Origin of the sequence: Peribacillus sp. NJ4 (genome assembly GCF_030348345.1) — a bacterium.
Lineage (GTDB): Bacteria > Bacillota > Bacilli > Bacillales > DSM-1321 > Peribacillus.
Window position 1 is genome coordinate 4,031,270 of sequence record NZ_JAUCFQ010000001.1, and the last position, 13,216, is coordinate 4,044,485.

Below are 13,216 nucleotides of genomic sequence, written 5' to 3' on the forward strand. Positions count from 1 at the left end.
AAACAGGGGGATCCATCTAAAGGAGGATGAACAATGGAGAATACTAAATTAGAAACATTCAGTGATAGACTTCATGGACGGGCAAAAGAGATTTGGAAAAGGAACCATTCACATCCCTTTGTCCAGGCAATTGGAAACGGCACACTTCCTGAAAAGAAATTTGCCTATTACCTGAAGCAGGACTATATCTATCTCATGGATTATTCCAAGCTCTTTGCTTTAGGTGTCATCAAAGCTCATAATATCGAAACCATGGCAAAGTTTGCGAGTATTTTAAATGAAACCCTTCAAGTTGAAATGGATATCCATCGGCATTATGCTTCAGAATTCGGAATCAGCTCCAAGGAATTGGAAGATACAGAACCCACACCAACCACTCTAGCCTATACGGGTTACATGCTAAATGCAGCTCAGCATGGGACTTTGGCAGACCTGATAGCCTGTCTCCTACCATGTGCTTGGGATTATTATGAGATCGGTTTGCTATTGAAAGAACAAAATGGTGAAGCATTGGAAAACAATCGCTACTCTGATTGGATAAGGTCATATTCATCTCCTGAATTCGGTGAAGCACACAAGTGGCTGATTGCTTTGTTGGAAGAATTAACTGAAGGCATGCCCGAAAAGGAACTTCTTAGATTAGAAAAGCACTTTTTGGTGACTTCCCGATATGAATATTTATTCTGGGATATGGTTCAAAATGAGCAGGATTGGCCACTGTAGGTCGTTGATATGATGAATCCAATCAAGAAATTGACATTGACCGCCATGATTACGGCTATAACGACTTTAACCAGTTCATTTATTTTCATCCCCGCCGGATTTGCAAAAGTCTTTCCTATTCAACATCTGGCAAATGTCCTGACAGCCGTATTATTGGGACCTGCTTATGCGGTAACACAAGCTTTTTTAGTTTCCATCATTAGAAACATGTCTGGTACCGGTTCAATTTTCGCCTTTCCTGGCAGCATGATCGGTGCACTTTTGGCTGCCGTCGTATATCGAAAAACACAAAGCTTAAAATTCGCTTGTTTAGGGGAAGTGATCGGGACCGGCATTTTCGGTTCCCTAGCCTGTTATCCACTTGCAATCCTCCTATTGGGAGAAAAAGCTGCTCTTTTTGGTTTTTTACCAGCTTTTATGCTTAGTTCATTCGCAGGTGCGATTTTAGCTTTCATATTACTTAAAATACTTCTAAAAAATAATTATATGAAGGGGTTTTTTTATGAAAACAGCATTAACCATCGCAGGCTCTGATTCAGGGGGCGGTGCTGGAATACAAGCTGATTTAAAAACATTTTCTGCACATGGGGTCTTTGGAATGTCAGCAATCACAGCCGTAACCGCACAAAATACAATGGAAGTGCGTTCAATTCAGGCCATCGATACAGCTATCATTTCGGATCAAATTGCAGCCATTTTTGAAGATATTCGTGTCAATGCAGTAAAAATAGGTATGCTTGGATCAAAAGAAATAGTGGAAACAGTCGCTGCGTCCCTTAAAACATTCTTACCTGACATCGTTATCCTTGATCCTGTCATGATTTCCAAAAGCGGCCACCATTTGCTCGACGAAAAAGCCGTCTCTGCCTTAAAAACGGAATTGCTTCCGCTTGCAACCCTTGCAACCCCAAATGTACCAGAAGCGGAAGTTCTTACTGGCTTGTCGATTCGAACGAAACAAGATTTTTACAGGGCATGCATATCCATACAAGAACTGGGCCCTAAAGCCGTTTTACTTAAAGGGGGCCATGCAGCGGGAAATCCAAATGATCTCTTTTATGATGGGACTGACTTCCACTGGATAAAGGGAGAACGCATTCATACAAAAAACACACATGGTACAGGCTGTACCCTGTCATCCGCCATTACATCCAACCTGGCAAATGGACTGACATTGCTGGAGTCGATCGAACAGGCCAAGATCTATATTTCTGAAGCCATTCGTAATAGCTTTTCAATCGGTAAGGGTCATGGACCTGTCCACCATTTTCATTCATTTTCAAAAAAAGAACGGAGTGAATTAATATGAAGGTTCCTGCAGCCGATTTATTCGTGAGGGTAAGAGAAGGAAAACCACTCGTTCACCAAATCACCAACTTTGTTACGGTCAACGACTGTGCAAATGCCACCCTTGCCATCGGTGGTTCGCCTGTTATGACATCGAGCCCAAGAGAAGTGGCGGATATGGTCAAATTAGCAGATGCATTGGTCCTTAATTTCGGTACGATTGATGATAAAGTCTTGGAAGCAATGGAGATTGCCGGTAAGACGGCAAATGCCCTGGATATCCCGGTCATTTTGGACCCGGTGGGAGTGGGTGCCACCGCCTATCGGACAGAGCAAGTCACAGAACTCCTACGTAAGGTTAATTTCCAAATCATTCGCGGAAATGCGAGTGAGATCCATCGATTGATGGGTGGGGATATCGTTACACGGGGGGTGGATTCGGGGGAACTTGCGATTAGCAATGCGGAGCTGGCTGCACAAGCGGCAAATAAATTGAATAGTGTCGTCGTGGTCAGCGGGGCGAAGGATGCTGTTAGTGATGGAAAACATACGTCCATAATCGACAACGGGAACCTCCTTTTAACAAATGTTACAGGTACCGGATGCATGGCCACTGCTCTTATCGGAACCTTTTCCGGAGTCACGGACGATTTCTATGCTGCTGCAGTTGCCGGTATCTCTACCATGAGCATTTCAGGGGAACTGGCTGCTGGAAAACTTCAAGAAGATGAAGGAACAGGCACGTTTCGTGTGAGATTAATCGATGCAATATCAAGAATGAATAAGGAAACCTGGATGCATGAGGTGAAAATAAATGAAGAAATCCAAAATTGATTTAAGCTTATATTTAGTTACGGAAGAGTCCATAGCAATAGAAGATTTGACCAAAATCATTACAGAATCGGTTTCAGGAGGAGTCTCGATCGTACAACTTAGAGAAAAAAACAATTCCTCCCTTTCCTTTTATAAAAAAGCTTATGCATTAAAACAGTTATTGAACGAGCTGTCCATTCCCCTTATCATTAACGACCGGGTAGATATAGCACTTGCTGTTGCAGCTGACGGAATTCATATTGGGCAAGATGACCTTCCACTGCCTGTCATCAAACAAATGGTTCCTGACGATATGATTATCGGGGTATCAGTCTCCACTCTTGAAGAAGCAATCGAAGCCGAACGAAATGGAGCAGATTATATCGGAGTCGGTTCCGTTTTCCCTACGAAGACCAAACAAGATGCAACGCTAATGGCAATTGAAGATCTGGAGGAAATTTGCCGCAGCGTATCGATTCCCGCCGTTGCCATCGGGGGTATAACTGCCGATAACATTTCCTCGCTTTCTGATAGCGGGCTATCCGGAACGGCAGTCGTTTCAGCCATCATGAATGCTGATAGTCCGAAGACTGCCTCCGAATTCCTTTTAAAAATAATAAAAGACTTTAAATAACGAAATGAGGGGACTGAATTCAGTCCCCTCCCTTATGTTTATGTCAAAACGGTATTCTTAGTTTCCTTCCCAAAAGCTACGGCAACGGCCCCCACTAGAATAGCAATCGTAAATATGGTGAAAATCGTTGAAATCGGAGTATCGGCAGCAACTAAATACCCTACAAGCAATGGACCCAGGACACCGCCAATCCTGCCGATGCCAGCAGCTAAACCAGCACCTGTGCCACGAACTGCAGTTGGATACTGCTCAGGTGTATACGCATAAAGCGCACCCCATGCCCCTAGGTTGAAGAAAGATAGGAACATTCCAGAAACTATCAGTGGTGCCAACCCCTCTGCCGATCCAAAGAAAAAGGCACTGATGGCCGTTCCGATTAAGTATGTGATCAAAACGAATTTACGCCCCATCTTCTCTATCAGCCATGCAGCTGAAAAATAGCCTGGAAGCTGTGCAAGCGTCATGATCAAAACATATTCAAAGCTTTGAATCATACTGAATCCTTTTAGGACCATCACACTTGGCAGCCATAAAAACATCCCATAATAAGAAAAGACCACGGAAAACCACAGAATCCACAGTACAAGGGTCTGGCGGGAGTATTCCTTTTTCCAGACACTTTTCATATTGCTTAATACAGATGGTCTCTGCTTTTTTTCAAGTTCCGTATACTTCGGTGAATCCGGCAGTTTCAAGCGCAGATACAGTGCATATAAAGCGGGAACGGCGCTCAATAACAATGCAACCCGCCAACCATAAGCAGGAATGATGAAATAGGAAATGAGTGCTGCCAATATCCAGCCAACCGCCCAAAAACTTTCAAGAAGAACGACGACCCTTCCCCTTTTACTAGCTTCAACACTTTCAGAGACCAATGTCGAGGCGACCGGAAGTTCTCCTCCGAGTCCCATTCCAATCAAAAATCGCAATATCAAGAACAAGCTGAGTGTACTGACTGCTGCAGACACGCCACTTGCAATTGAAAACAATAATAAAGTAATGATAAAGACATTCTTCCGTCCGACCTTGTCAGCCATTGCACCAAAGAAAACGGCTCCAACAGCCATACCTATAGAGTTAATGCTCCCAATCCAGCCAACCTGTTCACTGGTTAAGTTCCATTCTTGTTTCAAAGCAACAATAATGAAAGAAAGCATACCGACATCAAGTGCATCGAACATCCATCCAAGACCCGCAACACCAAGTAATTTACGCTGCGATATCGTTTTCGCATTATTTCCCATATATTCCTCCTGATGAACTTTAGACCTTCTAGTTATTTTATCCTTATTCATTTTAACTATTAACTTTCATTTTTGCTATAGTAATTACACATGTCATGACAAAAAAATACTTCATTTTTAAAATGATAAAGAAATCTTGGATATTCTGTCGAATGTTATAGATTGAATATTCCCTTTTTTTCATTTATTATAAAAATTGGCATAAATCATAGCGTTATCAATAAGTCATCATGTTTTGCCCAAGTTAATCATTTTATTCAGGAGGGTAATTATGACAAATCTAACGTTAGAAGTAAGTGGAAAGCTGCAAAAATTTTTAACAGGACCAAAAAAGCTCTATATTAATGGTCAGTTTGTGGAAAGTGCTTCAAAAAAAACCTTCTCCACTCCTAATCCTGCTACAGGACAAAAACTTGCCGATGTTTATGAAGCTGATAAAGAAGATATCGACTTAGCCGTCAAAGCTGCACGCAAAGCATTCGATGAAGGTCCTTGGTCAAGGATGAGCGCGGCTGCACGCAGTAGGCTTATGTATAAACTTGCCGATTTAATGGAAGAAAATAAAACTGAACTTGCTCAATTGGAAACGTTGGATAATGGGAAACCAATCAGTGAAACTACCAATGCCGACATACCTTTAGCTATAGAACATATGAGATATTTTGCTGGCTGGTCCACCAAGATTGTTGGACAGACCATTCCGGTAAGCGGAAATTACTTTAACTACACAAAACACGAGGCTGTTGGTGTTGTCGGCCAAATCATCCCATGGAACTTTCCGCTTCTTATGGCGATGTGGAAACTGGGAGCGGCACTTGCTACAGGTTGTACGGTCATATTAAAGCCTGCTGAGCAAACACCGCTTTCCGCGCTTTACCTGGCTGAATTATTGGCTGAAGCCGGTTTCCCTGATGGAGTCGTCAATATCGTTCCCGGTTTTGGTGAAACCGCTGGACAAGCACTTGTCGACCATCCGCAAGTAAATAAAATTGCATTTACAGGTTCGACCGAAGTTGGAAAATTGATCATGCGCTCCGCTTCATATTCATTGAAACGGGTCACATTGGAACTTGGAGGGAAATCGCCAAACATCATCCTACCTGATGCGGATTTCTCAAAAGCCATCCCTGGAGCTTTGAATGGGGTCATGTTTAACCAAGGGCAGGTATGCTGTGCCGGTTCAAGGGTTTATATTCAAAAGAAACATTATGATAATGTTGTTGCAGATATGGCCAGCCATGCAAAAAACATTAAACAAGGGGCAGGATTGGATCCAAGTACACAAATTGGACCGCTTGTTTCCCAGGAGCAGCAAAATCGGGTAATGGGCTATATTGAAAAAGGGAAAAACGAGGGTGCGGAAGTTCTTGTCGGCGGAAATAAACCGGGTGAACAAGGCTACTTTGTTTCTCCTACTATATTCGCTGGTGTCGAAGAGGATATGACAATTGCTAAAGAAGAGATTTTCGGGCCGGTTATTGCGGCAATGCCTTTCGAGGATTTAGATGATGTCATCAACCGTGCAAATGCCAGTGAATATGGATTGGCAGCCGGCTTATGGACAAGCGATATAGCCAATGCCCATTATGTTGCAGGAAAACTCCGTGCCGGTACAGTGTGGGTGAACTGTTATAACGCGTTCGACGCAGCTTCCCCATTCGGCGGCTACAAACAATCCGGAATCGGACGTGAAATGGGATCTTATGCACTTGACAACTATTCAGAAGTGAAAAGCGTCTGGATCAATTTGGGTAAGTGATTTTTGACTATTAAGAAAGAGGGTCTCAAAGAGGCCCTCTTTCTTTCAGTCCATTGATTCACTGAACCGAATTATTAAATTATTCAACTATTCAAACCTTTTAATAGTCTTTCCTTCTTTAGTTTTGGTAAAATGCAAGATAGACAAAATAGCTGCTGGAGCTTGAGCTGACTCATGTGTGCACACGAGTGTGATTGTCGGTGTTGATGCTAAAGTGGATGAATCAAAACCGATGTAGATTGAATTCAGCTGCTTCCCGGTTGAACTCCTTTATTGAATTTACTATAAAGTTTTTCCACACAACTATGTAAAAAGTTTCTTTTTTATAGAACAATAAGTACAATTATGAATGTAGAAAATGGAAAAGGAGTTTTGAAATGATGAGTGATTTTCAATCGAATTTAGAAAAATATGCAGAACTTGCCGTTAAAGTCGGCGTTAATATCCAACAAGATCAAACCCTGGTCGTTAATACTACATTAGAGGGCGCTGACCTTGTCCGTCTCATTGTAAAGAAAGCATATGAGAACGGTGCGCGTAATGTCATCGTTAATTGGAATGACGATATCATTTCACGTACCAAATATGAACTGGCTCCGGATGAGGTGTTCCACGAATATCCAAAGTGGCGTGCAGAAGAAACGATCGAACTTGCGGAAAACGGAGCTGCCTATCTATCCGTCATCTCCTCAAGCCCTGACTTATTAAAAGGTGTAAAACCTGAAAGGATAGCCAACTTCCAAAAGGCATCCGGAACTGCACTGAAGAAGTGGCGTCAGTATATGCAATCCGATAAAGTAAGCTGGTCCATAGTCGCCGTCCCTTCAAAGGCTTGGGCTGATAAGGTATTCCCTGAAGAGGCAGAAGGAAAACGCGTTGATATGCTATGGGAAGCCATTTTCAAGGCAGTTCGTGTTGATGTTAAGGATCCTGTAGAGGCCTGGAAAAAACACGATGATACCCTGCATGAAAAGGTTGATTATTTAAATGATAAGCATTACCAAAAATTGCATTATACGGCTCCTGGAACCGACTTGACAATCGAGTTGCCTGACAAGCACCTTTGGGTCGGAGCAGGAAGCGTTAACGTACAGGGTCATGAATTCATGGCTAACATGCCAACCGAAGAAGTATTTACGGTTCCATTGAAAACAGGTGTTTACGGTACGGTTTCCAGTACGAAACCCCTTAGTTATGGCGGCAACATCATTAATAATTTTTCAGTTACCTTTAAGGAAGGACGAATCATTGAAGTAAAAGCTGAAGAAGGGGAAGAAATTCTAAAACAATTGGTGGAAACGGATGAAGGTTCACACTACCTTGGTGAAGTTGCACTTGTTCCATTCAACTCACCGATTTCCCAATCGAATGTTTTATTCTTCAATACATTATTCGATGAAAACGCGTCAAACCATCTCGCAATCGGCAGCTCCTATGCTTTCTGTATTGAAGGCGGAAAAAACATGAGTCCAGAAGAGCTTGCAGAAAATGGATTGAATGAAAGCCTTACACATGTCGATTTCATGATTGGATCCGAGAAAATGAACATCGATGGCATCAAACAGGACGGCACTTTAGAACCTGTCTTCCGTAATGGGGATTGGGCTTTTTAATTAAAGCTTTGATATAGAGGGGTTTTGAAGATCTAAAACCTTGAGTGGTCACAAAAATGGTCACATTTCTTTAATTTTAAACAAATTATCTAGCTCATCAGCCACGTGTTTCTGCATTCTAGGAAGCACGTGGCTATACTTGTCTAGCGTAATTTGAATGGATATATGTCCAACCCTCTCCGAAATGTGTATGTCTTATGTCATAAAGCGGATTGAAGGTAATCCTAGCTTTACCCCTTGGGCTTTAAGTCGTTTGGAAAGCGTAGCAGAATCGAACGGACACCAGCACTTGTTTTAGCACCTACTTTAAACTGCTTTGCATTAATGTCATAGATTTGTCTGATATAAATGATTTTTTGTTCAAAATCAATATCCTTCCAACGCAATCCAGTTATCTCACCTTTTCTCATGCCAGCCAGTTAATAACGCCATTAAATAGACCGTATCAAACCGATGTTTTTTTGAATGTTGTATGAAATACTCAACCTGTTCAGTATCCCAAGCAGTCATTTCAAGATTATTTCTCTTTGGCAACGTCACATTTCCCTTTATTTGAAACTTCTTTATTTGAACAATAATATTGAACTATTCATTTAGGTTTAAGACAAATTCATCAGTCAAAAAAGGATGAACAAATAAGTTCATCCACTTGTATTAATGAAATTGTTCGGTAACCCTTAAAATTTCATCTTTATATAAAAGAATATCGTTTACACTTTCTAATTTATGTGTAGTTTTTAATTCATCATTTAATTGGATATATTTATTACTTGTATTAAAGCCTAATCTACAAATCCATTTACGTATGCTATCATCTAATAAAACGTTAAAATAACTTTTGTTATCTCGATAGTAAATTCTATTTGCATCTATGCTTTCTTTAAGCATTAATTTAATTAAAACATAACCTTCTATTTCTTCTTCGGTTGTTACGATTATTGGTCCATCTACTACTTTTTCAAGTTCATCAATTAACTCTTCCTCTTTTGTCGGAGCTACTTCTTCATTTATTTTTTCAGCTAAATTTGTTTCATTTCCATCAGTTGAACTTAAAGCCTTTTGAAGCTTATCATTTACCTTTTCATTAACAAATTGATTTAGAGATTTTTTTACTATATCTCGAAAATTATCAATTACTTTCTTCGTCTTTACACCTTGATAAACATCACTTAAAACAAATTTAATAAACTCTTCATTTGGTTCATCCCATTGTTGAGTTAAGAAATTTTTAATTTCATTAGTGTATTTTAATTCAGATGCAGTAGTTAATACATTTTCTACATTAAAAAAATTCTTTCTAAATTTCGCCAATTCCAGAAAATGATTTTCTCTTATTTCATGTAAATTAAATATAAAAAATGGCTTTTCATCCATTTTATTAGGTTCTTCTAAATCAGTGAAGAACTTGTATTCAATTCCATTTGTCAAAATTGCAAACTTAGCTTTAGTAGTTCCGAAATACCTAAATAATTGTGAATCATGATTATGTAGTTTCTCATGAACACTTTTTGCTTCTATTAAAATTACAGGGTTTCCGTTTTCCATTATTGCATAATCAATTTTTTCACCTTTTTTAATCCCAACGTCCGCTATGAACTCTGGTACTAATTCCTCCGGGTTAAATATATCATATCCTAATGCTTGTATTAATGGCATAATTAACGAGGTTTTTGTTGCTTCCTCAGTTTGAATGTTATCTTTTATTCTTTCTATTCTACTTGATAGCGTTTTAATTTGTTGTATAAAGGTTTCCATTTTAATACCCCCATTTTATAAAAAAATATTCTATAAAAATTATACCAAACAAAATTATGCTAATCTGTAAAAAATTACATTCAGGCTCTCATTCCAAGAAAAGAAGTAATAACCAGAAAAAAATACAATTTTGAGTACATGTGTGAAAGACTACCTCCTATCGCTTCATCAACTTAAATAATATCTACTACTCCCTCGTCTAGAACAGGTCTCAAAAACTGCTTATAAAAAGTAAATTCTTTTAATGGAATGTTATAATTTACACCTAAAGGATGTTTAGGTTGGTTGTTTGCTATCTCCCGAAAACAGTACAGACGAAAATTTGAAAACAAAGATTTGAGGGATTCATCCATATAACGTTTTTGGATTTTTCCATGTTCACCCCAAGCTACGACTATTTTACTTGCACTTTGTAAGGCACTCTGTAAGAAACCATAATTATGCTCCCCTACCATCTTGTTATAGTCTTTCACCTTCTTAAGGTCATTGGGGTCAGTAGCACGATAGGCAAAAAAATTAACAATTTGTAGAGAACCATATCCCCATCTTTTCGCAAATTCGATACATACCTTTGTCGTCTGGTCCTCTTCCACGTTATCTGCCGTGCTTGGGTTAAGTAAAACAAAGACTACTCTTTTCTGATTTGATTCATCCCATTCTCTAATTAAGGAATAACGATAATCTCCTTCCAACACCGCTTCTCTTCTAATAAATACCAGTCCCTTCTTTCCACCAGCATAGTTTTGTGATTATTTTACCATTTGCACTAAAATGTAACTGTCATATTTTGTCGAGTAACAAAATCAAGGAGAAAAACACTTAAGGATTAGAAAGAAAAGAAAATGTAACAAGGAGAAAATTCCAATCTTGAAAAAGGTTGGATTGCAGCGATTGAAGTGCTATTAACATTATTGAAGGGCATTATTTCGAGGTGGTTGAGGTGGAGTAAGTGAGTGAAACTAGAAAGTAAAATTCCTTACCCAAAATGAGCTAATCAGTTTGGGTAATTTTTTCAACCGCTGTAAGGATTTCATTACGTGCTCGGTTTCGATGTGATTGCATTAAAACACCTGCAGCATTACTGTCTTTAGCCTTCATACATGCAATAATTGCTTTATGTTCCACTATGGAGTGAAAAGGAAAAGGCCTGTGATTAATCGTAAATAATCGCGCTCTATATAATTGATCTGAGTGGCTATCTATTACCGCCCTAAGACGTTTATTATTTGCGTAGTCAATAATTGATTGATGAAATTGATCATCTAAAATTGCCCATTTTTTTAAATTCTTTTGCTCAAGTGCTTCTTCCTGCTGCTTAATCAATGATTCCAGTTGATTTATCTCTCCCTCTCCCACCTTTACAGTAGCAAGGCTTACGGCAAGTCCATCAAGTTTTTCAACTATTTCATAAATTTGTTTAAGATCCTCTTTTTCGATGGGCTCAACTATGAATCCTCGTCTCGGTATAAGGCGAACCATGCCTTCCGTCTCCAAACGCACGAGAGCTTCCCTTACAGGAGTACGGCTCATTTGTAATGCTTCAGCCATCTCCCGCTCAAGTATCGTTTTCCCGGGAGGAAGGACTAAATCACGGATAGCTAGTCGGACAATGTGATATGCCCTCAGTGGTAAACGATATTCATCGAAACCTTCGAGATTATCAATAAAGAACAAAACATCTTTCTCCAAACTTGTTTCGTTTAGAGAAAAAATTTTTTCATTATCATTTTTAGTATTATTTTTCTTCATCATTATCACCTAATCCATTCTTCATTTATATAGTCATTATTTTAGTAATAAATCCTATACCTAACATGTACCATTTTACGCATCTATAAAGAAAAAAGGTATACCATTTTAGTTTGCAAACCAAATAGAACAATTACTTGCTTAAAATTATTTCGAATGATAAAAATCCTCTTACAAAAGAAAAAAAGACTGGGGTGTTTTTTGGAACCCCCCCAGCCCTCTATTTCATATTTCTGCTTTAACTTTGGACAGATTTTCTATAATGGCATCCGTTATTTCGTCTGTATTATACGTTCCACCAAGGTCACGAGTAAGAATTCCCTGACGTGTCGTTTCTGCAATTGCTTTATTGATGAGTACTGCTTCTTCTTTTAGCCCTAAATGATCTAACATTAGTGCAGCGCTTCCAATTGCTCCAATTGGATTGGAGATTCCTTGGCCAGCAATATCAGGTGCCGATCCATGAACGGATTCGAACATACTTGGTGTACGCCCTTCGGGATTGATGTTTGCGCTGGCAGCTAATCCCAAGCTTCCTGCAAGAGCACTACCTAAATCAGAAAGAATGTCTGCGAATAAATTAGAAGCGACTACAACTTCTAGTTCTTCAGGTTTCAATACAAATTGTGCGGCAGCTGCATCAACAAGCCATTGATCCGTCTCTACATCCGGATAATCTTTACTTACGCGAGCAAATACTTCATCCCAAAGTACCATTCCATACTGCTGCGCGTTACTTTTCGTGATGCTTGTTACTTTCTTCTTTTTACGTGTCCGTGCAAGATCAAAGGCATAACGGATAATACGTTCGCAGCCGTGATCTGTAAATAAAGCGGATTGCACAGCTACTTCTTTTCCGGGTCCACGTCCGGAGAAATTGCGACCGCCGATACCTGAATATTCACCCTCAGAGTTTTCTCGAATCAATACCCAGTTTAGAGAATCAACATCCGGGTGATTAAGTCTTCTTGGGACACCAGGAAGAAATTCGATAGGGCGAATATTGGCCCATTGATCAAACCCCTGACAGATCGCTAAGCGCAAGCCCCATAAGCTAACATGGTCTGGCACTCCAGGAAATCCAACAGCTCCAAAATAAATTGCATCATAATCTCTTAGTTTTTCTACTCCGTCTTCATCCATCATTTTCCCGTTTTCTAAATAGTATTCACAGCCCCAAGGGAAGAAATCGCTTTCAAATTCGAACTTACCGTTAGAATCTTTCGCTAAATGATTAATTACTCGAAGACCAGCCTCAACTACTTCCGTACCAATTCCATCACCTGGAATAACTGCTAAACGAATTTTTTTTGTTTCACTCATTAAAATATCCTCCTCCACTAATCCTGCCTCTTCAAGCGGTTTAGTTTAATGTGAATCTTATAGTCATTATGTTAGATAACGTATACGTTATTGTCAATGGTTTTTTATTAAATTCGAATGTTCTTTTAGTTTTTTCTATACACACACAAGAAAAAATTAGATGATAGCCGAATTTAACCTAAATTCCTTTTATCAAAGAACGTTTCACTTTGTCCAAACCACCTCATATTTTTAGATAAAACAAAGTATTCAGAAATTTATTGACACTAATGTATACATTAATGTACAATCCAATAAGGTTACCATACTTTTTTTA

Annotated in this window: 14 protein-coding genes; 7 read left to right on the forward strand and 7 right to left on the reverse strand. The window is 39.4% G+C overall.

What is annotated here, in order from left to right:
- Nucleotides 1-33 precede the first annotated feature (33 nt).
- From tenA to thiE, 5 genes are read left to right on the forward strand one after another with little or no spacing between them, the layout of a single operon-like run.
- Entirely contained in the window at nt 34-723 is a 690-nt protein-coding gene (tenA, locus tag QUF94_RS20040) for a thiaminase II (RefSeq protein ID WP_289317374.1), read from the forward strand.
- Nucleotides 724-735: 12 nt separating this feature from the next.
- Entirely contained in the window at nt 736-1,257 is a 522-nt protein-coding gene (thiW, locus tag QUF94_RS20045; protein ID WP_289317375.1) for an energy coupling factor transporter S component ThiW, read from the forward strand.
- Nucleotides 1,226-2,032 carry a bifunctional hydroxymethylpyrimidine kinase/phosphomethylpyrimidine kinase gene (gene thiD / locus QUF94_RS20050; RefSeq protein ID WP_289317376.1) on the forward strand — a complete coding sequence of 269 codons (807 nt, stop codon included), beginning with the start codon at nt 1,226-1,228 and terminating at the stop codon, nt 2,030-2,032. Before thiW ends, thiD begins: the two co-directional genes overlap by 32 nt.
- Nucleotides 2,029-2,844, forward strand: a complete 816-nt coding sequence (thiM, locus tag QUF94_RS20055) for a hydroxyethylthiazole kinase (protein WP_289317377.1) — start codon at nt 2,029-2,031, stop codon at nt 2,842-2,844. The genes thiD and thiM overlap by 4 nt, the downstream gene beginning before the upstream one ends.
- Complete coding sequence (gene thiE / locus QUF94_RS20060) at nt 2,825-3,457, forward strand: thiamine phosphate synthase (protein ID WP_289317378.1); 633 nt, start codon at nt 2,825-2,827, stop codon at nt 3,455-3,457. Before thiM ends, thiE begins: the two co-directional genes overlap by 20 nt.
- A gap of 38 nt (nt 3,458-3,495) precedes the next feature.
- Here thiE and QUF94_RS20065 read toward each other — a convergent pair whose 3' ends face one another.
- Nucleotides 3,496-4,701, reverse strand: a complete 1,206-nt coding sequence (locus QUF94_RS20065) for an MFS transporter (protein WP_289317379.1) — start codon at nt 4,699-4,701, stop codon at nt 3,496-3,498.
- Between the two features lie 271 nt (nt 4,702-4,972).
- Between QUF94_RS20065 and QUF94_RS20070 the strand changes: the two genes are divergently transcribed.
- A complete protein-coding gene (locus QUF94_RS20070; protein WP_289317380.1) occupies nt 4,973-6,460 on the forward strand; it encodes an aldehyde dehydrogenase family protein in 1,488 nt (495 codons plus the stop codon).
- A gap of 380 nt (nt 6,461-6,840) precedes the next feature.
- A complete protein-coding gene (locus QUF94_RS20075; RefSeq protein WP_289317381.1) occupies nt 6,841-8,073 on the forward strand; it encodes an aminopeptidase in 1,233 nt (410 codons plus the stop codon).
- Between the two features lie 230 nt (nt 8,074-8,303).
- Here the strand turns inward: QUF94_RS20075 and QUF94_RS20080 are convergent, their stop codons facing one another.
- From QUF94_RS20080 to QUF94_RS20105, 6 genes are all read right to left on the reverse strand, one after another.
- A complete protein-coding gene (locus QUF94_RS20080; protein ID WP_289317382.1) occupies nt 8,304-8,459 on the reverse strand; it encodes a site-specific integrase in 156 nt (51 codons plus the stop codon).
- A 10-nt stretch (nt 8,460-8,469) separates the two neighbouring features.
- On the reverse strand, nt 8,470-8,607 hold the full coding sequence (locus QUF94_RS20085) for a hypothetical protein (protein ID WP_289317383.1): 138 nt from the start codon (nt 8,605-8,607) through the stop codon (nt 8,470-8,472).
- 120 nt (nt 8,608-8,727) lie between these two features.
- A complete protein-coding gene (locus QUF94_RS20090) occupies nt 8,728-9,828 on the reverse strand; it encodes a type I restriction endonuclease (protein ID WP_289317384.1) in 1,101 nt (366 codons plus the stop codon).
- A 173-nt stretch (nt 9,829-10,001) separates the two neighbouring features.
- A complete protein-coding gene (locus tag QUF94_RS20095; protein WP_289317385.1) occupies nt 10,002-10,520 on the reverse strand; it encodes a DUF1643 domain-containing protein in 519 nt (172 codons plus the stop codon).
- 298 nt (nt 10,521-10,818) lie between these two features.
- Nucleotides 10,819-11,577: a GntR family transcriptional regulator gene (locus QUF94_RS20100; protein WP_289317386.1), complete on the reverse strand. Its 759-nt coding sequence runs from the start codon at nt 11,575-11,577 to the stop codon at nt 10,819-10,821.
- A gap of 225 nt (nt 11,578-11,802) precedes the next feature.
- Nucleotides 11,803-12,900, reverse strand: coding sequence for a tartrate dehydrogenase (locus QUF94_RS20105; protein ID WP_289317387.1), 1,098 nt, complete (start codon nt 12,898-12,900; stop codon nt 11,803-11,805).
- Nucleotides 12,901-13,216: the final 316 nt, after the last annotated feature.

Excerpts from the sequence above, each read along its gene's own strand:
- tenA (WP_289317374.1), top strand. The coding sequence starts at position 34 with ATGGAGAATACTAAATTAGAAACATTCAGTGATAGACTTCATGGACGG.
- thiW (WP_289317375.1), top strand. The coding sequence starts at position 736 with ATGAATCCAATCAAGAAATTGACATTGACCGCCATGATTACGGCTATA.
- thiD (WP_289317376.1), top strand. The coding sequence starts at position 1,226 with ATGAAAACAGCATTAACCATCGCAGGCTCTGATTCAGGGGGCGGTGCT.
- thiM (WP_289317377.1), top strand. The coding sequence starts at position 2,029 with ATGAAGGTTCCTGCAGCCGATTTATTCGTGAGGGTAAGAGAAGGAAAA.
- thiE (WP_289317378.1), top strand. The coding sequence starts at position 2,825 with ATGAAGAAATCCAAAATTGATTTAAGCTTATATTTAGTTACGGAAGAG.
- QUF94_RS20065 (WP_289317379.1), bottom strand. The coding sequence starts at position 4,701 with ATGGGAAATAATGCGAAAACGATATCGCAGCGTAAATTACTTGGTGTT.
- QUF94_RS20070 (WP_289317380.1), top strand. The coding sequence starts at position 4,973 with ATGACAAATCTAACGTTAGAAGTAAGTGGAAAGCTGCAAAAATTTTTA.
- QUF94_RS20075 (WP_289317381.1), top strand. The coding sequence starts at position 6,841 with ATGAGTGATTTTCAATCGAATTTAGAAAAATATGCAGAACTTGCCGTT.
- QUF94_RS20090 (WP_289317384.1), bottom strand. The coding sequence starts at position 9,828 with ATGGAAACCTTTATACAACAAATTAAAACGCTATCAAGTAGAATAGAA.
- QUF94_RS20100 (WP_289317386.1), bottom strand. The coding sequence starts at position 11,577 with ATGAAGAAAAATAATACTAAAAATGATAATGAAAAAATTTTTTCTCTA.
- QUF94_RS20105 (WP_289317387.1), bottom strand. The coding sequence starts at position 12,900 with ATGAGTGAAACAAAAAAAATTCGTTTAGCAGTTATTCCAGGTGATGGA.